The 22653-nt window shown below is 72.0% G+C and carries 27 protein-coding genes; 14 read left to right on the top strand and 13 right to left on the bottom strand.

Annotated features, from left to right (window positions below; all coding sequences use genetic code 11):
- Positions 1-114 precede the first annotated feature (114 nt).
- Positions 115-855: a neutral zinc metallopeptidase gene (locus O7611_RS12665; protein ID WP_194801789.1), complete on the bottom strand. Its 741-nt coding sequence runs from the start codon at positions 853-855 to the stop codon at positions 115-117.
- Between the two features lie 215 nt (positions 856-1070).
- Here O7611_RS12665 and O7611_RS12660 point away from each other — a divergent pair, with 215 nt between their 5' ends.
- Complete coding sequence (locus tag O7611_RS12660) at positions 1071-1208, top strand: hypothetical protein (RefSeq protein ID WP_269696875.1); 138 nt, start codon at positions 1071-1073, stop codon at positions 1206-1208.
- Positions 1209-1219: 11 nt separating this feature from the next.
- Here O7611_RS12660 and O7611_RS12655 read toward each other — a convergent pair whose 3' ends face one another.
- Positions 1220-1399: a hypothetical protein gene (locus O7611_RS12655; RefSeq protein ID WP_269696874.1), complete on the bottom strand. Its 180-nt coding sequence runs from the start codon at positions 1397-1399 to the stop codon at positions 1220-1222.
- Between the two features lie 374 nt (positions 1400-1773).
- On the opposite strand from O7611_RS12655, the gene O7611_RS12650 reads away from it, so the two are divergent.
- The 6 genes from O7611_RS12650 to O7611_RS12625 all read left to right on the top strand — a co-directional run bounded on the left by O7611_RS12650 (position 1774) and on the right by O7611_RS12625 (position 5292).
- Complete coding sequence (locus O7611_RS12650; RefSeq protein WP_194801595.1) at positions 1774-2103, top strand: hypothetical protein; 330 nt, start codon at positions 1774-1776, stop codon at positions 2101-2103.
- A complete protein-coding gene (locus O7611_RS12645) occupies positions 2103-2360 on the top strand; it encodes a MerR family DNA-binding transcriptional regulator (RefSeq protein ID WP_228532396.1) in 258 nt (85 codons plus the stop codon). Before O7611_RS12650 ends, O7611_RS12645 begins: the two co-directional genes overlap by 1 nt.
- A 3-nt stretch (positions 2361-2363) precedes the next feature.
- Complete coding sequence (locus tag O7611_RS12640; protein ID WP_269696873.1) at positions 2364-2699, top strand: YnfA family protein; 336 nt, start codon at positions 2364-2366, stop codon at positions 2697-2699.
- Positions 2700-2844: 145 nt separating this feature from the next.
- On the top strand, positions 2845-3525 hold the full coding sequence (locus O7611_RS12635) for a permease-like cell division protein FtsX (RefSeq protein ID WP_332367431.1): 681 nt from the start codon (positions 2845-2847) through the stop codon (positions 3523-3525).
- A 76-nt stretch (positions 3526-3601) separates the two neighbouring features.
- On the top strand, positions 3602-4600 hold the full coding sequence (locus O7611_RS12630) for an RNA polymerase subunit sigma-70 (RefSeq protein ID WP_194801598.1): 999 nt from the start codon (positions 3602-3604) through the stop codon (positions 4598-4600).
- Positions 4600-5292 carry a DUF6069 family protein gene (locus tag O7611_RS12625; protein WP_194801599.1) on the top strand — a complete coding sequence of 231 codons (693 nt, stop codon included), beginning with the start codon at positions 4600-4602 and terminating at the stop codon, positions 5290-5292. The genes O7611_RS12630 and O7611_RS12625 overlap by 1 nt, the downstream gene beginning before the upstream one ends.
- Positions 5293-5572: 280 nt before the next feature.
- Here O7611_RS12625 and O7611_RS12620 read toward each other — a convergent pair whose 3' ends face one another.
- Positions 5573-5977 (bottom strand): hypothetical protein, encoded by a 405-nt coding sequence (locus tag O7611_RS12620; protein WP_194801600.1) that lies wholly within the window; start codon positions 5975-5977, stop codon positions 5573-5575.
- Positions 5978-6178: 201 nt separating this feature from the next.
- On the opposite strand from O7611_RS12620, the gene O7611_RS12615 reads away from it, so the two are divergent.
- From O7611_RS12615 to O7611_RS12605, 3 genes are all read left to right on the top strand, one after another.
- Entirely contained in the window at positions 6179-6580 is a 402-nt protein-coding gene (locus O7611_RS12615; protein ID WP_194801601.1) for a hypothetical protein, read from the top strand.
- Positions 6581-6791: 211 nt separating this feature from the next.
- Entirely contained in the window at positions 6792-7199 is a 408-nt protein-coding gene (locus O7611_RS12610) for a hypothetical protein (RefSeq protein WP_194801602.1), read from the top strand.
- Between the two features lie 79 nt (positions 7200-7278).
- Positions 7279-7680, top strand: coding sequence for a hypothetical protein (locus O7611_RS12605; protein WP_194801603.1), 402 nt, complete (start codon positions 7279-7281; stop codon positions 7678-7680).
- A 151-nt stretch (positions 7681-7831) separates the two neighbouring features.
- Here the strand turns inward: O7611_RS12605 and O7611_RS12600 are convergent, their stop codons facing one another.
- Positions 7832-8572, bottom strand: a complete 741-nt coding sequence (locus O7611_RS12600; protein ID WP_269696872.1) for a hypothetical protein — start codon at positions 8570-8572, stop codon at positions 7832-7834.
- Positions 8573-8634: 62 nt separating this feature from the next.
- Positions 8635-12159 carry a methionine synthase gene (gene metH / locus O7611_RS12595; RefSeq protein WP_269696871.1) on the bottom strand — a complete coding sequence of 1175 codons (3525 nt, stop codon included), beginning with the start codon at positions 12157-12159 and terminating at the stop codon, positions 8635-8637.
- Positions 12160-12400: 241 nt separating this feature from the next.
- On the opposite strand from metH, the gene O7611_RS12590 reads away from it, so the two are divergent.
- Together O7611_RS12590 and O7611_RS12585 are read left to right on the top strand one after the other, a co-directional pair.
- Positions 12401-13270: a PAC2 family protein gene (locus O7611_RS12590; protein WP_030504102.1), complete on the top strand. Its 870-nt coding sequence runs from the start codon at positions 12401-12403 to the stop codon at positions 13268-13270.
- A 118-nt stretch (positions 13271-13388) separates the two neighbouring features.
- The gene (locus tag O7611_RS12585) at positions 13389-14180 is read left to right on the top strand and encodes a GntR family transcriptional regulator (protein ID WP_194801606.1); all 792 of its coding nucleotides are present in this window, start codon (positions 13389-13391) and stop codon (positions 14178-14180) included.
- Between the two features lie 145 nt (positions 14181-14325).
- On the opposite strand, the gene mshC is transcribed toward O7611_RS12585, so the two are convergent.
- The 7 genes from mshC to O7611_RS12550 all read right to left on the bottom strand — a co-directional run bounded on the left by mshC (position 14326) and on the right by O7611_RS12550 (position 20537).
- A complete protein-coding gene (gene mshC / locus O7611_RS12580; protein ID WP_194801607.1) occupies positions 14326-15564 on the bottom strand; it encodes a cysteine--1-D-myo-inosityl 2-amino-2-deoxy-alpha-D-glucopyranoside ligase in 1239 nt (412 codons plus the stop codon).
- A 67-nt stretch (positions 15565-15631) separates the two neighbouring features.
- The gene (locus O7611_RS12575) at positions 15632-16450 is read right to left on the bottom strand and encodes an SCO1664 family protein (protein ID WP_194801608.1); all 819 of its coding nucleotides are present in this window, start codon (positions 16448-16450) and stop codon (positions 15632-15634) included.
- Positions 16447-17028, bottom strand: coding sequence for a DUF3090 domain-containing protein (locus tag O7611_RS12570; protein ID WP_013286077.1), 582 nt, complete (start codon positions 17026-17028; stop codon positions 16447-16449). The genes O7611_RS12575 and O7611_RS12570 overlap by 4 nt, the downstream gene beginning before the upstream one ends.
- 87 nt (positions 17029-17115) lie before the next feature.
- Positions 17116-17829: a histidine phosphatase family protein gene (locus O7611_RS12565; protein WP_194801610.1), complete on the bottom strand. Its 714-nt coding sequence runs from the start codon at positions 17827-17829 to the stop codon at positions 17116-17118.
- 64 nt (positions 17830-17893) lie between these two features.
- Positions 17894-18532 (bottom strand): hypothetical protein, encoded by a 639-nt coding sequence (locus tag O7611_RS12560; RefSeq protein ID WP_194801611.1) that lies wholly within the window; start codon positions 18530-18532, stop codon positions 17894-17896.
- Between the two features lie 119 nt (positions 18533-18651).
- Positions 18652-19488: an undecaprenyl-diphosphate phosphatase gene (locus O7611_RS12555; protein WP_194801612.1), complete on the bottom strand. Its 837-nt coding sequence runs from the start codon at positions 19486-19488 to the stop codon at positions 18652-18654.
- Positions 19485-20537: an LLM class F420-dependent oxidoreductase gene (locus tag O7611_RS12550; RefSeq protein ID WP_194801613.1), complete on the bottom strand. Its 1053-nt coding sequence runs from the start codon at positions 20535-20537 to the stop codon at positions 19485-19487. Before O7611_RS12550 ends, O7611_RS12555 begins: the two co-directional genes overlap by 4 nt.
- 164 nt (positions 20538-20701) lie before the next feature.
- Here O7611_RS12550 and O7611_RS12545 point away from each other — a divergent pair, with 164 nt between their 5' ends.
- A complete protein-coding gene (locus O7611_RS12545; protein ID WP_194801614.1) occupies positions 20702-21670 on the top strand; it encodes an aldo/keto reductase in 969 nt (322 codons plus the stop codon).
- A gap of 70 nt (positions 21671-21740) precedes the next feature.
- Positions 21741-21932: a DUF5703 family protein gene (locus O7611_RS12540; protein WP_030274256.1), complete on the top strand. Its 192-nt coding sequence runs from the start codon at positions 21741-21743 to the stop codon at positions 21930-21932.
- A 54-nt stretch (positions 21933-21986) separates the two neighbouring features.
- Here O7611_RS12540 and O7611_RS12535 read toward each other — a convergent pair whose 3' ends face one another.
- Positions 21987-22640, bottom strand: a complete 654-nt coding sequence (locus O7611_RS12535; RefSeq protein ID WP_013286069.1) for a hypothetical protein — start codon at positions 22638-22640, stop codon at positions 21987-21989.
- Between the last annotated feature and the right edge of the window lie 13 nt (positions 22641-22653).

The raw sequence follows: 22653 nt of genomic DNA, 5'->3' as shown, positions 1-22653 counted from the left end.
GCGGCGGGGTGCTTGCTGCTCAGCGGGGGCCTCCTTCGGTACGCGTACCCCGCCGATCCTGCCAGCCGCGTCCGGTGCGCCAGTCACCGTCCCCGATCGGGGTAACCCGCGGCATCACCGGAGGCCGCAGGCGCCGAGCGACTTCTCGTACCCCCGGAAGAACGATTCGCTGCGCTGCTCGGCGGTGCCGTGCGAGCCCTCGGCGAACCAGGGCTGGTCCGGGTCGTCGCCGACCGCCAGCAGCCCTTCCCGGAACTCCTCCAGGTCACCGTCCTCCAGCTCCAGCGCCCCGGACCGCACGCTGTCCCCGAGGTACGCCCCGGCCATGCAGTCGGCCTGCAGCTCCTGCTGGATGGTGAAGTTGTAGCGGATGCCCAGCCGCACCTGCATGCCGTGGGCGTACTCGTGGCCGAGCAGGTAGAACAGGAACGCGTCGCCGATCTGCCGGAACGCCGCCACCGACCAGTTCACGTCGTAGGCGATGAAGTCGCCGGCCGAGCAGTAGACCGCGTTGTTGCGCGGCAGGCCCTGCCCGGCGCAGGCCACCTCGCCCTCGCGGCTGTAGGCCACCACCCGCCGGATCGGGGTGAATCGCTGACCCGAGGCGCGGAACTGCTCCGCCCAGTAGCGTTCGGCCAGCCGGACCGCGTCCTGGATGTCCTGCTTGAACTCGGCCACGCTCGTCGTGCCGTCCGCGCGGGTGGTCTGCGACTCGGGCTGCGCGCTGCGCGGGGGTGCGGGCTGCTGCGGCTCGCCCTGGTCGTAGCCGCCGGCCATGCAACCGGCCGCCACCAGCGCGGCCACCACCAGTCCGGCGACCGGGCCGCGCCCCTGACGTCCCGCCCTGTCCCCCACCATGACCTCCCGGCTGTTCGTTCCCGTGTACCGCAGCAGTACCCCCGGCGGCCGCCGGTGATGCTCACCGGCTCTCACGCACCGCCGCCGGGAATCGTTCACCGTGCGCGGGAACGGTACTGTCGGCGCGCCCGCCGGGCAGGTCGCGGCCCGGGCAACGATCGTCGGCACGATGCTGCTCACCGTCGGCGGCAACCGGTACGCCGCTGGTCGGCGTGGGCGCCACCGTCTCACCGGCGCCGAGCGTGGAGCAGCGGCGGCGGTTGGAGGAGTACACGGCCCGCGCCGAGCCGGTCCCCGACCTCGCGTCCTGGTGGGAGGTGCCGACGCGGGCCGGCGTGACGGTGCGCTGACCGGGCGGCGGTCAGTCCAGGCCGCGCATGATGTGCGGCTCGCCGTCGTCGTCGCCGAAGCAGCGGTGCAGCACCTGGGCACGCGCCCACAGGTCCAGGCTGCTCGGCGGTCCGACCGGTCCCGCGCCGGCGGGTCGGGGCAGCACGGGAGCCGGTGCCGGCGGGACCTGCGACGTCACCTCGTCGGTCATGTCCGCCCCTTTCGTCGTACCCATGCTCGTCTGCGGGCGTTTCCGCCACGTCAACGCCGACGGCGGGGGCGTGGACGCGGAGCGCCTGACCCACGCCGGCCCGTACTCCGGTGACGGTAGCCCGCCGGGCCGCCGCGCACAGCCGTATTCCCGACGTCGCCGCAGGTCGCGGCCGGTGATCACGCCTGCGGGCCGCCCGGGCCGCAGGTGTCGCCGCGCCAGGCGTCGCGGCCCTCGCGGACCGCGACCACGGCGATCACCAGGGCGGCTCATCAGCAGGCATCCGGCGTACGCGTGCCGCGACCATACAACGCGTGCTTCTTCCGGGTGACGGGCTTGCATCCGGTACCCCGGTACGGGCTTACCGTCGAGAGGTGACCGACGATTCCTGGGTGCCCGACACCTGCACGCTGCCGACCACCGAACGGCCGCTGCGGCTGGCCGAGTTCGACGGGCTGTTCCACGACGCGCTGCGCGGCGCCGACCGGCCGGCCGCCGGGCATCTGCGGCTGCACCTCGACGGCAGTGCCGAAGCGCTCGCCCGGGACCTGATCGCCCGCGAGTCGGCATGCTGCTCCTTCTTCACCTTCGATCTCGTCCGCCCGGACGGCGACACGCTGACGCTCGACATCCGCGTTCCGGCGACCCGTGTCGCCGTACTCGATGCCCTGGCCCTGCGGGCCACGGCCGCGCGGGGCCGGTGATGGGCGAGCCGGAGCTGCGCAGCGGCCGGCTCGCCGACGCAGCCGGGGTCAACGTGCAGACGCTGCGCTGCTACGAACGGCGCGGGCTGCTGCCCGCGCCCCGGCGGTCGCCGGGCGGGCATCGCCTCTACCCGGCCGAGACGGTCACCCTGCTGCGGGTGGTGAAGGCCGCGCAACGCCTGCTGCCCCCTGCCGTTCGCCGGGCCCGCCGACCGGGCCGCCCGGCCGGTCCCCGGCCCGGTGTCGCTACGGTCTGACGCATGACGGTCGTGCGGTCCATCCTGCTGTTCCTGCTCGCCGCGCTCGCCGAGATCGGCGGCGCCTGGCTGGTGTGGCAGGGCTGGCGGGAGAACCGCGGGCTGCTCTGGATCGCCGCCGGGGTGATCGCGCTCGGCGCCTACGGGTTCGTGGCCACGTTCCAGCCGGACGCGAACTTCGGCCGCATCCTCGCCGCCTACGGCGGCGTCTTCGTCGCCGGGTCGCTCGCCTGGGCCATGGTCGTCGACAAGTTCCGGCCCGACCGCTACGACCTCGTCGGCGCGGCCATCTGCCTGGTCGGCGTCGCGGTCATCATGTACGCCCCGCGCACGGGCTGACGCCGCACGCCTCGGTGCGGGACGGCCGTGCGGGCGTACCGGCGCGTTTTCGGGGCGGCGCGAGGATCGCCGGCGGCCTACGATTCCCCCTCATGCGTCGTTTCGCCCTGCTTCTCGCACCAGTGCTTCTGGTCGCCCTGCCCGCCTGCGCGTCCGAGCCCGAGGAGGCGGCGCCACCACCCTGACCGTCCTGCTGGACCACGACGCGACGGCGGAGCAGAAGGCGACGGCGGAGCAGAAGGCGACGGCGGAGCAGAAGGCGACGGCGGAGCAGATCCTGCGCGGGACACCGAGCGCCGGGGACGTGACCCGCCGGACCCGCGAGCAGGCTTACGACCAGCTCCGGAAGGACTCACCGGACCTGGCGGCGCAGGTCGACCCGACGACCATGCCGGAGTCGTTGCGCACCACCCTCACCGACCCGTCGGTCGCCGAGGCGGCCGAGTTGACGATGGTCGCCGTCGACGGTGTCGCGTCGTCCGTCCTCACCGCTGCGGCCGCCGATCCGCTGCCCTCCGCGATCGGCATGATCGTACGGCTGGAACCGTCGATCACCGAGAAGCAGCGGGCCACAGTGGAGGAGACGGTCCGGGCGCTGCCCAAGGCCGAGTCGGTCCGGTTCGAGGACCGCGACGCCGCCTACGACCGCCTGCGCGAGCAGTGCCGGGGCAAGGGTGACCTCGCCGGCCGGCTGGAGACGGACATGACCCGCCCATCGCTGCGGCTGAAGCTGCCCCTCGCGCACCAGGGCGGGATCAACCCGCCCGAGATCGCACGCATGGACGGGGTCGAGGACGTGCTCCTCGTGCCGACGGCGGTGCTCTGAGCCGTCACGGTGATGAGTTTCCGCGCCCGTGCCCGTCACACGTACGACGGGACACGACAAGCGGAAGGATGACGTGATGGGTGCGGACACGCGGCCGGCAGAGCCGGGCGTACGCGATCTGGCCGGGTTCGACGAACCGGCGTTCACCGGGCTGGCACAGCGGCATCGGCGGGAGCTGCACGTGCACTGCTACCGGATGCTCGGGTCGTTCGAGGACGCCGAGGACACCGTCCAGGAGACGTTCCTGCGCGCCTGGCGGCGGCGGGAGACGTTCGCGGGCCGGTCGACGTTCCGGGCCTGGCTGTACCGGATCGCCACGAACGCCTGCCTGGACCTGCTCGCCAAGTGCCGGCCCGAGCCGGCGACCGGCGGTGAGGTGCGGTGGCTCCAGCCGTACCCGGACCGGCTGCTCGATGAGCTGCCCGCCGCCGGCGCGGACGAGCCGGAGACGGTCGCTGTCGCGCGGGAGACGATCGAGCTGGCGTACCTGGTCGCGGTGCAGCACCTGGCGCCGCGCCCGCGCGCCGTGCTGATCCTGCGGGACGTGCTCGGCTGGCCCGCCAAGGACGTCGCGGAGCTGCTCGGCGACTCGGTCAACTCGGTGAACAGCGCGTTGCAGCGCGCCCGCGCGGGCATGCGGGAACACCTGCCCGCCCAGCGGCAGGACTGGACCGGCGACGACACGGACACCCGGACCCGCGAGCTGGTACGCCGCTTCACCGACGCCGCCGTCGCCAAGGACGTCGGCGCGCTCGCCGCCATGCTGCGCGACGACGTGCGCTGCTCGATGCCGCCCACCCCGGGGCTGCAGATCGGCCGCGACGCGGTGGTGAGCGACTGGATCGCGGACGGCTTCGAGAGCCTGGGCAGCCTGCGAGCAGTGCCCACCGCCGTGAACCGGCAGCCCGCCGTCGCGTTCTACCTCTGGCAGGACGGCGTCGGCGCGTACCTGCCGCTCACCGTCGACGCCCTGCGCGTCACCGGCGGGGCGATCACCGAGATCGTCACGTTCCACGCCGACCGGTTCCCGCGGCTCGGGCTGCCCGAGCGCCTGCCCGCCGACCGTACGCCGTAGTGCCCGCGCGGACGCTCGCGCTGCCCGGCGGCGCGCGCGTTCCGGTGGTCGCGGCCCAGTGGCGTCACGCGTACGGCGTGGTGACGCGCGGCCGGGTGCAGCTGGAGCTGCGCGACGGCAGCCCCGGGCCGGTCCTCGGCCGCGACGCCGGCTTCTGGCTGCGCGGCACCGGGGTACGCGCGCTGCGCAATCCCGGCCGTCGCACCGCGACGGTACGGATCCTCACCCCTCATGAAGACGTTCGGAGGAACGACATGATCAGCAGCACCGACACCGGCGTCGTCTCTCGCCGTGCGCACGGCTTCCGGCGGCTCGCCGTCACCGGTCTGGTCGCCACGCTCGCGGCGGCGGTGGTCACCACGCTCGCGGCGGCGCTCGCCCGGGCCGCCGGTGTGGACTTCGAGATCCCCGACGGCGGCGGCGAGACGATCCCGTTGGGCGGGTTCGCCGTGGTGACCGGATTCTTCTCGCTCATGGGCGTCGTCATCGCCGCCGTCCTGCTGCGGTTCAGCGCCTACCCCGCGCGGCGGTTCGTGTGGACGGCGGTGGCGCTGACCGCGCTGTCGATGGTCCCGCCGCTTATCGCCGGAGGCGACGCCGCCACGACGATCGGGCTGGTCGGGCTGCACCTGGTCGCGGCGGCGGTGATGATCCCCGCCCTGACGTGGGGCCTGCGCGCGAGGATCGGCTGACGCTCCGCCTCCGGCGGCGAATCGCGGCTACGGGGCACCTGCTGCCTCCGGCCGGAGGCACGGTGGTCCGCGAGCCTCCCACCACGCGACGGCTCCGATCGAACGCCTACCATCCCCACCCGTGGAGGGTCTGTTCTGGATGCCCGTCGTCGCGCTGTGCGGCGTGTTGGGCTGTCTGCTCCCGTGCGCCGTCCTGGCGGCGCTGGCCACATGGCCCAGGAAGGGCGACCGCGGGTAGCTGCACCCTTGACGTGTACCCGTGGTCGGGCGGACCATCCGGCTACTCGGCCGTGGCTCCGCGACGGCGCAGGGCCACCCTGGTGCCGCCGAACGCGACGAGCCAGGGCAACACCAGGAAGCCGCCGCAGCCGATCACGATCAGCCACAGCGTCTCACTCGGTTTTCCCTGGTGCTCCAGTTCCGGCCAGGTGAAGGCACTGCCGAGCAACGACAACACGTAGAACAGGACGATCACGATCGCGGCAGCCGTACCGATCCGGCGGCTGAGCCCGATGCCCGCGGCGCAGAGAAAACCGAGCCCCGACATGACAACCGGGGCGAAGTACATGCCGGACAGGACGACGAAGGTGTAGTACGTCGCACCAGGGTCGAGATCCGAGTCCGCCATCGGTGGCGGGCCGGCTCCGACCGTGTGGACGACTACGGAGAGGGCGGAGTTCACCACTTCGGACTCCTCGCGCCGGGACGCTCGCACGCCGTCGGGATCGATCCCTCATTCTGACGGATCGGAAGCTGTGGGCCCGTCCCGGAGAATTTCGTGCGATCTGCAGGGTTCGATCCAAGACACTCGGGCACTTCGATACGGACCATACGCCGGGCGCCGCCAGTCGGCGCCCGGCGCCACGTACGACCGAGAGGTGACACCATGACCTTCCGCGCCAGGCTCGTCGGAGCCGCACTCGTAGGGACGCTCGCCGCCGGTGGATCGGCACTGGCCACGGCCTCCACGGCCAGCGCGCAGGCCGAACCCTGCGTGCAGCGCATCGCCGTGGTGAACAACGCCGCCTTCGTGATGTCCTTCAGTGTTCAGGCGAGCAACGGTCTGGAGACGGCGAACACCGACACCTACCCGATCAACCAGTCGCGGACGATCGATCTCACCACCACCGCGCTGCCCGTCGGGTCCGATGTCCGGCCGGTGGTCGACGCGGTGGCCGGAGCGCAGCGGACGCCGAGCAGCTTCGTGTCGTACTGCGAGAACGGGCAGACCGCGACGTACTCGGTGACCGGGACGACGTACGACTACTCGGTCACGCTGATCGGCTGACCGACACGTTCACGCCTCGGGGCGTCCGCCATTCCGGCGGGCGCCCCGCGCTCGTCAGTGGCTACCCGACCGACAGGCGGGTGCCGCAGATCAACGAGTCGTCCGATCGGTGCGGAGGGGCCACACCGGCATCTATTGCTCTGGTTGAATGCGTCTGCGCACTGCGCCCGCTGTGCACACCGGCGGCACCCCCAGGTCCAAGGAGGACATCATGAGAAGCCGACGGCTCGTTCTCCCACTCATCATCGCCGCCCTCGTGTCAGCCGTCGGCTGGGCACCCTCGCCTGCATACGCCTATCCCGTGACACCCTTCAGCGCCAGCCTTTCCGGGGGCCTGACGGAAGGCGGCGTTACCTGGTACAACCGCTCGGTCGGCTTGCAAGGCTATGTCTCGGACCACACCCCCGGCAGCACGACAGCCGTGTTCGAATTCCGCCAGGGAGAGAAGCTCGACAGTGCAGTTCTCCTCTCCACGCAGACCCGGACCGCATCGGGCTACGGCGAGAATCGCACGGACTTCAATTTCACGCAGGAGGGGCCGGTAGGCGGGATCACGTGGGTCGTGATCTCCCTCTGCACCGACAAATGCCAGATCGTAAGAACCTTGAAGAGGCCCTGATCGGCTGGCCGGCACATCGACGCTTCGGGGCGTCCGCCGTCGCGGCGGGCGCCCCGCGCTCGCACGGTAGCTTGATCGAGTGCCCGTACCCCGGCTGATTCCCATCGCGCACGAGCCCGGCCACCGGACGGACACGATCGGCCGCTACGACGACGGGTTGTTCCTCGCCTCGGCGTGGGACCACCACGCGTACGTGCACCGCTTCGACCACGACGGGACGTACCGGGACTCGACCATCACGCGGGTTCCGCATCGAGCCGCGCTCAGTGAGGCACTCGACGTGCTGCTCGCGAGCCTGCCCGGCAAGTCGTACGGCGACATCGCCGTACGACTGTTCCAGACCCGTCAGGACGGCGTCGTCTTCGGTCTGGTCGACGAGTCCGGCGACCGGGCGGGCGACGGCAGCCACGTCGACTGGGTCGAGCTGTATCCGGATCGCCTCGGATTCCACGAGCCGTGGGATGGGCTCTACGACACGTGACGGCCGGCGTTGTGGTCCTCACAGCCGGAATTGGTGTCTCCGACGATGCGGCCGGTGGCGGACCAGCAGGTGCCGCGAACGTGGCCGCTCGACGCGTACGGCCGTTCAGGGCCGGACGACGCGCGGTCAGCGGCGAATGAGGACGCCGCCGTTACCCGGTTCGGTCCATGTGGGCGAGGTAGCGCAGGCCGCGTTTGAGGAAGCTGCGCGGATTGGTGTCGACGTACCTCGCCCATCCCGGGTCCGCCTCGCCGCGCAGCCACCCGTACCGGGCCAACGCGTAGCCGTACATGGGCTCGGTCAGATAGCCGAGCTGGTTGGTACGGGCGTAGACGTAGTCACCCCGGGCTTCTCGCGAGTACTCGAACGCGGCGTTGGCGCTGAAGATGCCAAGGCCGAAGAACACGGTCAACAGGTCCGTGAGTGCTTCCTGATCCTGTTGCTGCGCCGAGATCCGGCCGTCGCCCAGCAGCAGGACATGGCCCAACTCGTGAGCGACGGTCGCCACCAGCGCCATCGGACGAGCCGCCTGATCGTCGCGGATCCCGATGACGGAACGACCATCGCGGATGCGGTGATGCCCGGCCGCGTTCCTCGACTGCGCGTGGATCGGGACGTGCGCGGACAACTCCGGGTTGTCGTCGGCCGCGTCGTGCTCGAGTTCCACTCGGGCGGGGTCGATGCCCATGTGAGTGCAGAGCCGGTTCAGCACTGATCGGACGTCGTCGCGGGTGCCCCGGTAGACGCCGGGGAAATAGTCGTCGGTCGGCAGCACAACCTCGCCGTGCAGCCGATCCGTGCCGAACTGCGCCACGAACCAGTCCATCGACCGTTCGATCCAGTCCTGTTCGATCGGCCGTACCGGGCACTCCACCCGCCGCCACCACGTCATGGCCTGGATTGTGAGGCATCATCACAAGCCGCAGAGAGCACGTAGCCGCCCACACAACGGCGTCACTTGGCGTTGAAGTAGTTCGCCTCCGGGTGGTGCACCACGATCGCGTCGGTGGCCTGCTCCGGCACCAACTGGAACTCCTCGGACAACTGCACCCCGATCCGCTCGGCGCCCAGCAGCTCCACGATCTTCGCCCGGTCCTCGAGGTCCGGGCAGGCCGGATAGCCGAACGCGTACCGGCAGCCCCGGTAGTCGGTGCGCAGCAGACCCGCCAGGTCGGCCGGGTCGTCGTCGGCCACGGTGCCGCCGCCGGGCAGCACCAGCTCGGCCCGGATCCGCCGGTGCCAGTACTCCGCGAGGGCCTCGGTGAGCTGCACGGACAGGCCGTGGACCTCCAGGTAGTCGCGGTACTCGTTGCCGGCGAACATCTTCGCCGTGTACTCGCTGATCGGCTGCCCGACGGTGACCAGCTGCAACGCCACCACGTCGAGCTGGTCGCCCTTGGGCCGGAAGAAGTCGGCCAGGCACAGCCGCCGCTCCTGCCGCTGCCGCGGGAACGAGAAGCGGGCCCGCTCGCTGTGCCCGTTCTCGTCCAGCACCACCAGGTCGTTGCCCTCGGAGTACGCCGGGAAGTAGCCGTACACCACGGCTGCCTCCAGCACCTGGTCGGAGATCAGGCGGTCCAGCCAGTACCGCAGCCGGGGCCGGCCCTCGGTCTCGACCAGTTCCTCGTAGGACGGGCCCTTGCCGCCGCGTGCGCCGCGCAGCCCCCACTGGCCCAGGAACGTGGCACGCTCGTCCAGCAGCGCCGCGTAGTCGGCCAGCGGTACGCCCTTGACGACGCGGGTACCGAAGAACGGCGGCATCGGCACGGACACGTCCACCGCCACATCGGAGCGGACCGACGCGTCGTCCAGTCCGGGCAGCGCCTCGCGGACCTGCGTGCGCTGCCGCTCGCGGCGCTCCCGGCGGGCCGCCAGTGCCGCCTCCCGCTCCGGGTCGATCACGGGCGCGCCGCCGCGCTTGGCCGCCATCACGCGATCCATCAGGGACAGCCCCTCGAACGCGTCGCGGGCGTAGTGCACCTGGCCCGGGTAAATCGACCGCAGGTCGTCCTCCACGTACGCGCGGGTCAGCGCCGCGCCGCCGAGCAGCACCGGCCAGCGCTCCGCCACGCCCCGGGAGGCCATCTCGGCCAGGTTCTCCTTCATGATGACTGTGCTCTTGACCAGCAGGCCGGACATGCCGATCGCGTCGGCCCGGTGCTCCTCGGCCGCGTCGAGGATCGCGTTGATCGGCTGCTTGATGCCGATGTTCACCACGTCGTAGCCGTTGTTGGACAGGATGATGTCGACCAGGTTCTTGCCGATGTCGTGCACGTCGCCCTTCACCGTGGCGAGGACAATCTTGCCCTTGCCGGCAGCGTCTTCGGAATCGGTCTTCTCCATGTGCGGCTCCAGGTAGGCCACCGCGGTCTTCATCACCTCGGCGGACTGGAGCACGAACGGCAGCTGCATCTGGCCGGAGCCGAACAGCTCGCCGACCACCTTCATGCCGTCCAGCAGCAGGTCGTTGATGATGGACAGCGGCGTACGCCCCTGCGCCATCGCGGTGTCCAGGTCGGCCTCCAGGCCGTTGCGCTCGCCGTCGATGATCCGTCGCTTGAGCCGCTCGTCCAGCGGCAGCGCGGCCAGTTCCTCGGCCCGGGTGGCGCGCGCCGACGCGGCGTCCACGCCCTCGAACGCCTCGATGAACCGCTGCACCGGGTCGTATCCCTCACGACGCCGGTCGTAGACCAGGTCGAGCGCCACCTCACGCTGCTCGTCCGGGATCCGCGACATCGGCAGGATCTTGCTGGCGTGCACGATCGCCGAGGTCAGCCCGGCCTGGGCGCACTCGTGCAGGAACACCGAGTTGAGCACCTGCCGGGCCGCCGGGTTGAGGCCGAACGACACGTTGGAGATGCCCGCGGTGAAGTTGACGCCCGGGTAGCGCGCGGCGATCTCCCGGATCGCCTCGATCGTCTCGATGCCGTCGCGGCGGGTCTCCTCCTGCCCGGTGGCGATCGGGAACGTCAGCGCGTCGATGAGGATGTCCTCCCGGCGCATGCCCCACCGGCCGGTCAGGTCGTCGATCAGCCGGCAGGCCACCCGTACCTTCCACTCGCGGGTGCGGGCCTGGCCCTCCTCGTCGATGAGCAGCGCCACCACGGCGGCGCCGTGCTCCCGGACCACCGGCATGATGCGCGCGTAGCGGGACTCGGGGCCGTCGCCGTCCTCGAAGTTCACCGAGTTGACCACGCACCGGCCGCCGAGCATCTCCAGCCCGGCCTCGATCACCGCCGGTTCGGTGGAGTCCAGCACGATCGGCAGCGTCGAGGCGGTGGCGAACCGGCCGGCCAGCTCCCGCATGTCCTGCGTACCGTCGCGGCCGACGTAGTCGACGCAGAGGTCGAGCAGGTGCGAGCCGTCGCGGGCCTGGCTGCGGGCGACCTCCACGCAGGCCTGCCAGTCACCGGCGAGCATCGACTCGCGGAACGCCTTCGAACCGTTGGCGTTGGTCCGCTCCCCCACCATCAGGATGCTGGCGTCCTGGGCGAACGGCACGTGGTGGTAGATCGAGGAGACCCCGGCCTCCGGCTTCGGCTCCCGCGCCACCGGCGCCCGCCCGCCCAGCCGCTCCACCAGCACCCGGATGTGCTCCGGGGTGGTGCCGCAGCAGCCGCCGATCAGGGCCACGCCGTAGTCGGTGACGAACTGCTCCAGCGCGTCGGCCAGCTCGTCCGGGCTGAGCGGGAAGTACGCCCCGTCGGCGGTCAGCACCGGCAGGCCCGCGTTCGGCATCACCGAGATCGGGATACGCGAGTGCTGCGCCAGGTAGCGCAGGTGCTCGCCCATCTCCGCCGGGCCGGTGGAGCAGTTCAGCCCGATCAGGTCGACGCCGAGCGGCTCGATCGCGGTCAGCGCGGCGCCGATCTCACTCCCAAGCAGCATGGTGCCGGTGGTCTCCACGGCGACCTGGCAGATGATCGGCACGTCCCGGCCGGCCTCGGCTCGCGCCCGCTTCGACCCGACCACCGCCGCCTTGACCTGGAGCAGGTCCTGGCAGGTCTCGATGATCAGCGCGTCCGCCCCGCCGGCGATCAGGCCGGCGGCGTTCTCCTGGTACGCGTCGCGCAGCGAGGCGTAGCTCGCGTGCCCGAGTGTGGGCAGCTTGGTGCCCGGGCCCATCGAGCCGAGCACGAACCGGGGGTGCTCCGGCGTCGCGTACGCGTCGGCTGCCTCCCGCGCGATCCGCGCGCCCGCCTCGGACAGCTCCCGGATGCGGCCGGGGATGCCGTACTCGGCGAGGTTGGGCAGGTTCGCGCCGAACGTGTTGGTCTCCACGCAGTCCGCGCCGGCGGCCAGGTAGGCGTCGTGCACGCCGCGGACCACGTCCGGCCGGGTCACGTTGAGGATCTCGTTGCAGCCTTCGAGGCCGTCGAAGTCGTCGAGGGTGAGATCGGCCGCCTGGAGCATCGTCCCCATCGCGCCGTCCGCGATCAGGATCCGATCCGCCAGCAGGTCACGCAACGAGATAGACACATGCTCCAGGGTAGTGCGCCCGAGTACGGCAGAGTCACCCGAACCGGGCCATCCCACATTCTGCCCACCGGGCCGTCGTACCCCTTTCCGCCGGTTCGCCCGGGTGGTCCGGCCCGGCGACCGGCGCGGCCGACGGGCCGGCCCTCGCGGGGGCACGTAGGCTGACGGACGTGAAGGACAACAGGGGTGCGACAGTGCGACGGGGCGGCGCCGCGCCCGACGAGCAGGGTGAGGTGACGGCGTGACCGAGTTCGACGGGCTGCCGGTGCTGCGCTCGCCGGTCGCCATCGCGGCCTTCGAGGGCTGGAACGACGCCGCCGACGCCTCCACCGCCGCCGTGGAACACCTGGAGCAGGTCTGGCAGGCCCGGCAGGTGACCGAGCTGGACCCGGAGGACTTCTACGACTTCCAGGTGAGCCGGCCGACGATCACCATGGCCGACGGAGAGACCCGGCGCGTCGAGTGGCCCACCACGCGGTTCATGGTGGCCAGTCCGGAGGGCACCGAGCGGGACGTGGTGCTGATCCGCGGCATCGAGCCGAGCATGCGCTGGCGGACGTTCTGCGAGCAGGTGCTGGAGATCTGCCACAGCCTGGAGGTCGAGCGGGTGGTGCTGCTCGGCGCGTTGCTGGCCGACGTGCCGTACACCCGGCCGCTGCCGATCAGCGGCAGCGCGTCGGACGCCGACGCGGCCAAGCGCTACCAGCTCACCCCCACCCGGTACGACGGGCCGACCGGCATCGTCGGTGTGCTGCACGACGCGTGCACCCGGGCCGAGGTCGACGCGGTGTCGTTCTGGGTGCACGTGCCGCACTACGCCAACAACCCGCCCTGTCCGAAGGCCACCCTCGCGCTGCTGCACCGGGTCGAGGAGGTGCTCGACCTGCCGGTGCCGATGGCCGACCTGGCCGAGGAGGCAGCCGAGTGGGAGCAGCGGGTGCGCAGCGCCGCCGAGCAGGACGCCGAACTCGGTGAGTACGTCCGTGAACTGGAGGAACGGGTCGGCGACGCCGGCATCACCCCGTTGACCGGGGACGAGATCGCCCAGGAGTTCGAGAAGTACCTGCGTCGCCGCGGCGGTTCCGCCGGACCGACAGCGGGTTCCTGGTAGTTCTCCCGCTTCGCTGAAGCCGGGCCTCGGATCGGGGCCCGGCTTCTTCGTGTCCGGGGTGGCGCCGTCACACCCTCTAGGGCATCCTAGGAACCTAGCTGTTCTGAGGAGGTCCGGCATGCAGATCAACCCGGGCGCGGCCGAGTTCCCGCACCGGCAGATCGCCGCGCAGCTCAAGGCCCAGGTGCGCCGCGGCGACTGGGGTCCGGGCGAGCGGCTGCCGTCCATCCCGGCCATCGCCGAGATGTTCGGCGTCGCGAAGCAGACCGTGCAGCGCGCCGTCGACCAGCTGCGGGTCGAGGGCATCCTGATCACCAAACCCGGCTCCGGTACGTACGTCCGGGGCACCCGGCGCCGCCTCAACCGCCTGTCCCGGGGCCGGTACGGCGGCTTCCGCGGCTACCACACCGACCTGGCCGCCCGGTACCGCCAGCAGCTCGTCTCGGTCGGCCGCTCCCCCGCCCCGGCGGAGGTGGCCGACGCGTTCGGCGTCACCGACGGCACCGAGCTGCTCTGCCGCCGGCACCTGGTACGCACCGACGACTCCCCGGTCGAGGTCGGCGCGTCGTGGTTCCTGCCCGCCGACACCGCCGGCACGTCACTGGAGCGGGCCGAGGCGTTCGGGCGCCCGCTCTACCAGGAGGCCGAGGAGGTCACCGGCCGGCGGTACGTCACCGCCACCGACACGATCAGCGCCCGCCAGCCCAGCCGGGAGGAGGCGGAGATCCTCCAGATCCGCCCGGACACGCCGGTGCTGCACCTGTTGCACGTCGCGTACGACGAGCGGCACAAGCCGATCGAGGTCGCGCAGGCCACCTGGCCGGGCCCGATGACCACGCTGACCGAGGAGTACAAGATCCCCGCCCCCGCTCCCGACCAGGACCCCGACCCCGGCCTGGTCCTGGGCTGACCCGCCGGGTTCCCCGCGATCTTGCACTTTCCGCCCCGACAAAGGGAACATTAACGACACCATCGGGGCCACAACTGCATGATCGCCGAGAGCGACTGAGATCGGACGGCGTGAGGGGGCGGGAGGGCGCGACGAAAGGGCGGGGCTAGAGGGCGATGCCGAGGAGGGCGTCCACCGTGTCTCGGAAGAGGGCCGGGGCGTCCGGGTCGTCGGCCGCAACGTTCAGGGCTCCTTCGGCCCAGCGGTCGGCTGCCGCGAGGGCACCGGGCGTGTCCAGGTCGTCGGCCAGGCGCTCGCGTACCTCGGCCAGCAACGCCGCCCCCGACGGCCCGGCCGGCGCGGCGGCGGCCCGCCGCCAGCGGCCCAGCCGCTCCTGCGCCTCCGTGAGCAGCTCGTCGGTCCAGGAGCGGTCGCTACGGTAGTGCCCGCTCATCAGCGCCAGCCGGACCGCCATCGGGTCGACCTTGTCGGCCCGCAGCCGGGACACGAAGACCAGGTTGCCCTGGGACTTCGACATCTTCTCGCCGTCCAGGCCGATCATGCCGGCGTGCACGTAGTGGTCGGCGAACGGCGCCTCGCCGGTCAGCCGCTCGGCGTGCGCGGCGGAGCACTCGTGGTGCGGGAAGATCAGGTCGTTGCCGCCGCCCTGCACGTCGATCCGGTCGCCGAGCAGGTTCAGCGCGATGACCGTGCACTCGATGTGCCAGCCGGGACGGCCCGCGCCCAGTTCGCCGCCGGGCCAGGACGGCTCGCCCTCGCGGGCGCCGCGCCACAGCAGCGGGTCGAGCGGGTCGCGCTTGCCGGCGCGCTCCGGGTCGCCGCCGCGCTCGGCGAACAGCTCGATCATCTGCTCGCGGGACAGGTTGGACTCGTAGCCGAACCGGGGCGCGGCGGAGATGTCGAAGTAGACGTCCCCGGTGCCGTCGTCGAGCCGGTACGCCGCGCCGTCCTTGAGCAGCACCAGCACCTTCTCGGCGATGTCCGGGATCGACTCGACGGCGCCGACGTAGTGCGCCGGCGGGATCATCCGCAGCGCCTCCATGTCCTCGCGGAACAGCGCGGTCTCCCGCATGGCCAGGACCTTCCAGTCCTCGCCGTCGCGCTCGGCGCGCTCCAGCAGCGGGTCGTCGATGTCGGTGACGTTCTGCACGTACCGCACGTCGAGGCCGGCGTCACGCCACATCCGCTGCACCAGGTCGAACGTGATCATGGTGGCGGCGTGCCCGAGGTGCGTCGCGTCGTACGGGGTGATGCCGCAGACGTACATCGAGGCCGCGCCCTCGGGCCGGCTGGGATGGGCGCCCTGCCGCGCCGAGTCGTACAACCTCAGCGACACGCCCTCGCCGGGCAGCCGTGGCACGTCATGTCCCGCCCAAGACTCCATGACCGCCAGCCTAACGATCCGTCAGACGCTCGGGTGCCGCCCTACGGGTGATCAACGCGACAGCGGCTCACATCGGCGGCCAGGGCATCGCCGGCCACTCCTGCGGCGGCAGCGGGAACCGGCCGCTCTCGCCCAGCCGCTCGACCCGTTCCGCCAGCGCGGCCAGCTCACCGATGGTCAGGTGCTCGGCCAGTTCCTCGCCGAGCGGCCCGCGCAGCTGCCCGGCCAGGCCGTCGAGCATCTCCACCGCGTCCGGCGGCAGCTCCCGGCCGGCCCAGCCCCACAGCACCGTACGCAGCTTCTCCTCGACGTGGAAGCTCACGCCGTGGTCGACGCCGTAGATCCGGTCGTCCGGGCCGACGAGCACGTGCCCGCCCTTGCGGTCGGCGTTGTTGATGATCGCGTCGAGCACGACGAGCCGGGCCAGGCGGGGGTCGTCGGCGTGCGCCAGCGCGTACGCCGCCCCGTCGTCGTCGCGCGCCGCGGCGACCGGGAACCAGCGCGGCGGGATCTCCCGCGCCGGCACGAACCCGACGAGCGGCTCGGCGTCGTCCGGCTCGTCGATCCAGAGCTGGCACGAGCCGGGACCGAACGGGCCGTCGCGCAGCACCGTCGGGGGCACCAGGTCCCAGCCGGTGGCCCGGGACACCAGGTAGGCGGACACCTCCCGGCCGGCGAGTGTGCCGTCCGGGAAGTCCCAGAGCGGGCGCTCGCCGCGTACCGGCTTGTAGACGCAGTGCGCGGTCACCTCGCCGAGCGCGATGACGCCGCGCAGTGTCGCGTTGGAGGCGTCGACGAGCCGCCCCTGGAGGGTCAGCTCACCGTCGGCGAGCAGCCGCAGCGCCTCGGCGCCGTCCTGTCGGGGCTGCAGTTCCGACGAGGTCACCGGTGATAGCCGTTGTGCCGGGGGCAGAGGTGACCGGCCGGGTCGAGCGGCTGGCCGCACAGCGGGCAGGGGGGCCGGCCGGCGTTCACCACGCGCTTGGCGCGCTCGATGAACTCGCGGGTCGCCTCCGGGGTCAGCCGCACCCGCAGGCGGTCGAGGTCGTCGTCCGGCTCGTCCGGGTCCTCGTCGGCGTCGTCGTCCGCGTCGCCCAGCTCGACCTCGACCTCCGCCTCGCCGACGGCGATCGCCTCGATCACCACGGTGGCGGTGTCCACGTCGAAGGCCAGGCCCAGCGTGCCGACCCGGAACTCCTCGTCCACGGGCGTATCGAGCGGCTCGTTGTCGCCGGTCACGGTCGTGACCGGCTCCGGCAGCTTCACGCCGAAGCGGCGCTGCGCCTCGGCGAGCAGCTCTTCCAGCTTCTCGGCGAGCAACGACACCTGGACCTTCTCCAGCGACACGCTGACCAGCCGGCCGCCGCCGCGCGCCTGGAGGAAGAACGTGCGCTCCCCCGGCGGGCCGACCGTACCGGCGACGAACCGCTCCGGCGGCTCGAAGGCGTGCACCTGGTGCGTCATACCCACGACCCTATCCGGCGTCCGGAAGCACCGCGCAGCCCACCGACGCCGAATCCGCCCAGAGCGAACGCGCCGCGTACGCCGGTCTCACCCGGCCGCGCCCGCGCCTCCGCCGACCGCCGCGTCGGACTCGGCCGCCCGCGCCGGGCGCCGGCGCCGCTTGCGCGGCGGCGGGACCAGCGCCGACAGGTCGCCGCCGGTGTCGTTGAGCCGGACCAGGAACGGCCGCAGCGGGGTGTAGCGGATCGCTGTCACCGACGCCGGGTCGGCCACGATCCGCTGGAAAAGATCAAGGTGTACGCCGAGCGCGTCCGCCACGATCGCCTTGATCACGTCGCCGTGGCTGCACGCCAGCCAGACCGCCTCCGGCCCGTGCTCGGCGGTGACCCGCGCGTCCCACGCCCGTACCGCGGCCACGGCGCGCGCGGACATCGCCGCCATCGACTCGCCCTGCGGGAACGCGGCGGCGCTCGGGTGCTGCTGGACCACCGGCCAGAGCGGCTCCTTCGCCAGCTTCTTCAGCGACTGCCCCTCCCAGTCGCCGTACCCGCACTCGATCAGCCCGTCCTCGACGACCGGCTCGGCGCCGGGCAGCGCCAGGTCGAGAGTCTGCCGGCAGCGGATGAGCGGGCTGGTCACCACCGCCGCCAGTGGCAGCCCGGCGAGGCGGGCACCGACCGCTGTGGCCTGCGCGCGGCCGGTGTCGTCCAGCTCGACCGGCTGCCGCCCGGCCAGGCCGCCGTCGGCGTTCGCGGTGGTCCGGCCGTGTCGCAGAAGCAGAAGGGTCGCCACGGTGACCACCCTAGGCGGTACGCCCCTCGGATGATCGTCCCGCCACGACAGGCCGCGTTCCGATGGTGCGGCCCTACTCCCGGTACACCCATCTCCGGAACCTGTCGGCCGCGTCCGACGCGCCGTCGGGCTCCGCCAGGGATCGCAGGGACCGCAGCGATGCCCGGTGCCGCCGGACCAGGAGCGCGACCCAGACGACCACCACCGCCCACAGCACCAGAGAGATGCTGCGGTACCGCCTGACCGCCGCGTCGGTCCGTGCCTCGGCCTCCGCCCTGACCTGGAACGCGTCGTAGATCACGGTGCCGTCGACGACGAAGGTCTCGGCTATGACCAGGTAGGTCGCGTAGTCGTACAACCGTGCGCGCTCCAGATCCGGCCGGGGATCCCTGCTCATCTCGAATCGGACCGGCGTGCCGGGCATCAGTTCCTCGCGAGGCAGCTCTCGTACGCTGAACTCGACCCGGGGGTGCTCGCGGAGCAGCACCCGATGGACCACGACGCCGAGGTTTCTGCTTCCTCCCGTCGTCTTTTCCCAGGTCTCCTGTACCGAGTCGACTGTGCCCGTCACCACGAACATCTCCGCCGGCAGCTCCGGCTTGTCGAAAGGCTCTGCCAGGTTCCACACAAAGGCCGCCAGAATGCCGATCATCACGGGAACGCCGTACAGCGGTCTGAGGCGAAAACGCGACATGCGGGTGAGAGTAGCCACCCCCGGCCACCGGGCCGCGCAGTCGCACACGCCGCGCGGCCCGACGTGGCTGGGTGGGCGACGAAGCCGAAGGCCGGCCACCTCGGACATCGGGGTGGCCGGCCTCTCGCACGACGACGTCAGGTGGCGCTGATCGTGCCGGTCGCCAGCAGGCAGATCACCAGGCTGCCCAGCGCCACCCGGTACAGCACGAAGACGTACAGCGTGTGGTGGGCGACGTAGCGCAGCAGCCACGCGATGGCCGCGTACCCGACGGCGAACGCGATGAGCGTCGCGATGACCATCTGCGCCACGCTCGGCGCGGCGGTGCCGGGCGCGGACGGCTCGAACACGTCCGGGAGGCTGAACACGCCGGAGATCACCACGGCCGGGATGGCCAGCAGGAACGAGTAGCGGGCCGCGGTCTCCCGGGTCAGGTTGAGCAGCAGGCCCGCGGTCAGGGTGCCGCCCGAGCGGGAGACGCCGGGGACCAGCGCCGCGGCCTGGGCGAAACCCATCACCACACCGTCGCGCATCCGGAAGTTCTCCAGCGTACGGGTCTGCCGGCCCCAGTACTCGGCGAAGGCCAGCAGCATCGCGCCGATGATCAGCGTGCAGGAGATCAGCCAGAGGTTGCGGCCGGCGGTGCGGATCTGGTCCTTGAAGATCAGCCCGAAGATGCCGATCGGGATGGTGCCGACGATGACGTACCAGCCCATCCGGTAGTCGAGGCTGGACCGCACCGAGCGGTCGACAAGGCCGACGAACCAGGTGCGGACGATCCGCCAGATGTCCTTGGCGAAGTAGATCAGGACGGCGGCCTCGGTGCCGAGCTGGGTCACCGCGGTGAACGACGCGCCCGCGTCCCGGCCGAAGAACAGCTCCGAGGTGATCCGCAGGTGCCCGGACGAGGACACCGGAAGGAACTCGGTCAGCCCCTGGACCAGGCCCAGGACGATGGCCTCGATCCAGGTCACTCCCCGACTCCGGACAGCTCCAGGGCCTCGGCGACGGTACGCAGGGTCTGCACCCCGCTGTCCCGGTCGGCCACGAACAGCGACACCGACAGCGTGGTCACGCCCGCGGCGGCGTACTCCCGCATCCGCTCGGCGATGCGCTCCTTCGGGCCGAGCAGCGAGGTGCGGTCGATGAACTCCATCGGTACGGCGGCGGCCGCGTCGCGCTGCCGCTTGGCCAGGTAGAGGTCCTGGACCTCGCGGGCCGCGTCGCCGTAGCCCATCCGGGTGGCGAGCTGGTTGTAGAAGTTCTGCTTGCGGCTGCCCATGCCGCCGACGTACAGCGCGGCGTACCAGCGCACCAGCTCGGCGCAGGTGGCGATGTCGTCGCCGACCACGACCGGCACGGACGGCACCACGTCGAAGCCGGCCAGTTCCTTGCCCGCCGCCGCCCGCCCGGCGCGCACCGAGGCGAGGTGCTCCTCGGCGAACTCCGGGGAGTAGAAGACGGCCAGCCAGCCGTCGGCGATCTCGCCGGCCAGCTCCAGGTTCTTCGGACCGACGGCGGCCAGGTAGATCGGGATGTGCTCGCGCGGCGGGTGGAAGCCCAGCCGCAGCGCCTTGCCGGGGCCGTCGGGCAGCGGCAGCGTGTAGTGCTCGCCGTCGTACGCGACCTCCTTGCGGGCCACCGCCAGCTTGACGATGTCGACGTACTCGCGGGTGCGGGCCAGCGGCTTGGCGAACCGCACACCGTGCCAGCCCTCGGAGACCTGCGGGCCGGACACGCCCAGGCCGAGCCGGAACCGGCCGCCGGAGAGCGTGTCGATTGTCGCGGCGGTCATCGCGGTCATGGCGGGGGTACGGGCCGGGATCTGCATGACCGCGGAGCCCACGTCGATGCGCTCCGTCTGACCGGCGATCCAGGCCAGCATGCTCGGCGAGTCCGAGCCGTACGCCTCCGCGGCCCAGACCACCGAGTAGCCGAGCCGGTCCGCCTCCTGGGCCAGCGCCAGGTGGTCGAAGGGCGTGCTCCACGCCGTCTGGTATCCGAGGTTGAGCCCGAGTCGCACTGATCCTCCCACCGTCCGCACCACAGGTCGCATCAGGTTACGCAATGAGCGTGGCGCCCTCGACGTCCGGCTCGCCCCGAACATGTCACACCGGGTGGAGGTCGCGCGGGAAGTTGACTGCGGCGAGGATATCCGTGACGCCGGGTTCGAAATAAGGTTCACGCATGCAACAGCGACCGCTCGGCCGAAGCGGGCTGGCGGTATCGCGGCTCGCGCTCGGCACCATGACCTGGGGACGGGACACCGACGCCGACGACGCGGCCGCCCAGCTGAAGAGTTACCTCGACGCGGGCGGCAACCTCGTCGACACCGCCGACGTGTACGCCGACGGTGACGCCGAGTCGGTGATCGGCTCCCTGCTGGGCACCCTGGTGGACCGCGACGAGCTGCTGATCGCCACCAAGGCGGGCCTGCGGCCGGGCAGCCGGCGCCGGGACGGCTCGCGGGGGCACCTGCTGCGCACGCTCGACGCCTCGCTGCGCCGGCTCGGCACCGACCACGTCGACCTGTGGCAGGTGCACGGGTACGACCCGGACACCCCGCTGGAGGAGACGCTCTCGGCCCTGGACCACGCGGTGTCCAGCGGGAAGGCCCGCTACGTGGGGGTGTCGAACTTCTCCGGCTGGCAGACCGCCCGGGCCGCCGCCTGGCAGGCCGCCTGGCCGGGGCGCGCGCCGGTGGTCGCCGCACAGGTGGAGTACTCGCTGCTGGAGCGCGGTGTGGAGCGGGAGGTGCTGCCCGCCTGCGCCGGGATGGGACTGGGTGTGCTGCCCTGGTCGCCGCTGGGCCGGGGCGTGCTGACCGGCAAGTACCGCAACGGCCGCCCGGCCGACTCGCGGGCGGTGTCGCCGCACTTCGAGCGGTTCGTCGCGACGTACCTGGAGCCGCGCTGCTCCAGCATCGTGGAGGCGGTCGCCATCGCGGCCGGCGGGCTCGGCGTGTCGCCGCTTGAGGTGGCGCTGGCCTGGGTGCGGGACCGGCCGGGCGTGACCGCGCCGATCCTGGGCGCCCGGACCGTCGGGCAGCTGCTCGGCGCGTTGCAGGTGGAGCGGATGACGCTGCCGGAGGAGATCGTCACGGCGCTGGACGACGTGTCGGCGGTGCCGGTGGGTTACCCGGAGCGCGACGGCTGAGCCGTACGAGGGCGATCCGGGTCACCCGCAGGGGGTGGCGGAGGGCCCGCGACCTGGGCAGCATAGGGGCATGGACTACGAATACGCGCCGCTGCGGTTGCCCTCGAACGTCGATCGGCTGACCGCCGCGGCGCAGCTGGCGATCCAGGCCGAGTTCTCCGGCTGGGAGCTGGCCCGGGTGCGGCTCTACCGGGACGGCACGCGGCAGGTGGTGCTGCGGCGCCGCCTGGTCAACCAGTCGCAGCCGGGCCTGTCGTACTGACGGGCCCGTCCCCGGGGCCGCGCGACGCGGCGCCGCCCCGGGGACGCGCACGGCCTAGTGGGCGTGGTCGTGCTCCTCGTCGAGCTCCATGAACGGGTGCTCGTCGAGCCGGCCGACCAGCCGGTCGTCGGCGGCCGGCTGGAACGGCCCGACCGGGTCGTCGTCGTCGAACGACTCCAGGTCGACCGGGGTGCCGACCTCGCTGACCATCACCACACCGTCCAGCGGCTCCAGCTCCGGCACGTCGAGCGCGGACAGCGAGCCGTCACCGCTCTGCAGCAGTTCCAGCACCGCCTCGCCGACCCCCTCCACCGGTGCCGGCTCGTCCTCCTCCGGGGTGCCCTCCCGGCGGGCCGCCTCGGCCGCGCGCAGCAGCGCGGCGACGCTCGGCACCCGGTAGTCGCGCCGCTGCCGCACCGAGATGACCCGCGGGTGCGGATCGGTGGGCTCGCCGCCCTCGACGGCGCCGAAGCGCTCGTCGGCCTCGTCCGGGTCGATCGACTCCACGTCCCAGGGCGTCACCTCGCCGAACGCGTCGAGCAGCTGCTCGTCGTAGGCGAACGAGGCGTTGTTCAACGCGACGTACGCCTGCCAGACGGCGTCGTCGTCGATCCGGCCCTGGGCGGCCCGGACGGCGGCCAGGTGGGCGCGGGCCGCGTCGATCACCCGCTCGAGGGCGGCGTCCAGCTCACCGTGCTGGTCGGTCATGTGTGGCAGTCCC

This window comes from Micromonospora sp. WMMC273 (assembly GCF_027460285.1).
GTDB lineage: Bacteria > Actinomycetota > Actinomycetes > Mycobacteriales > Micromonosporaceae > Micromonospora > Micromonospora aurantiaca.
This window is presented reverse-complemented; position numbering and strand designations above follow the sequence as displayed.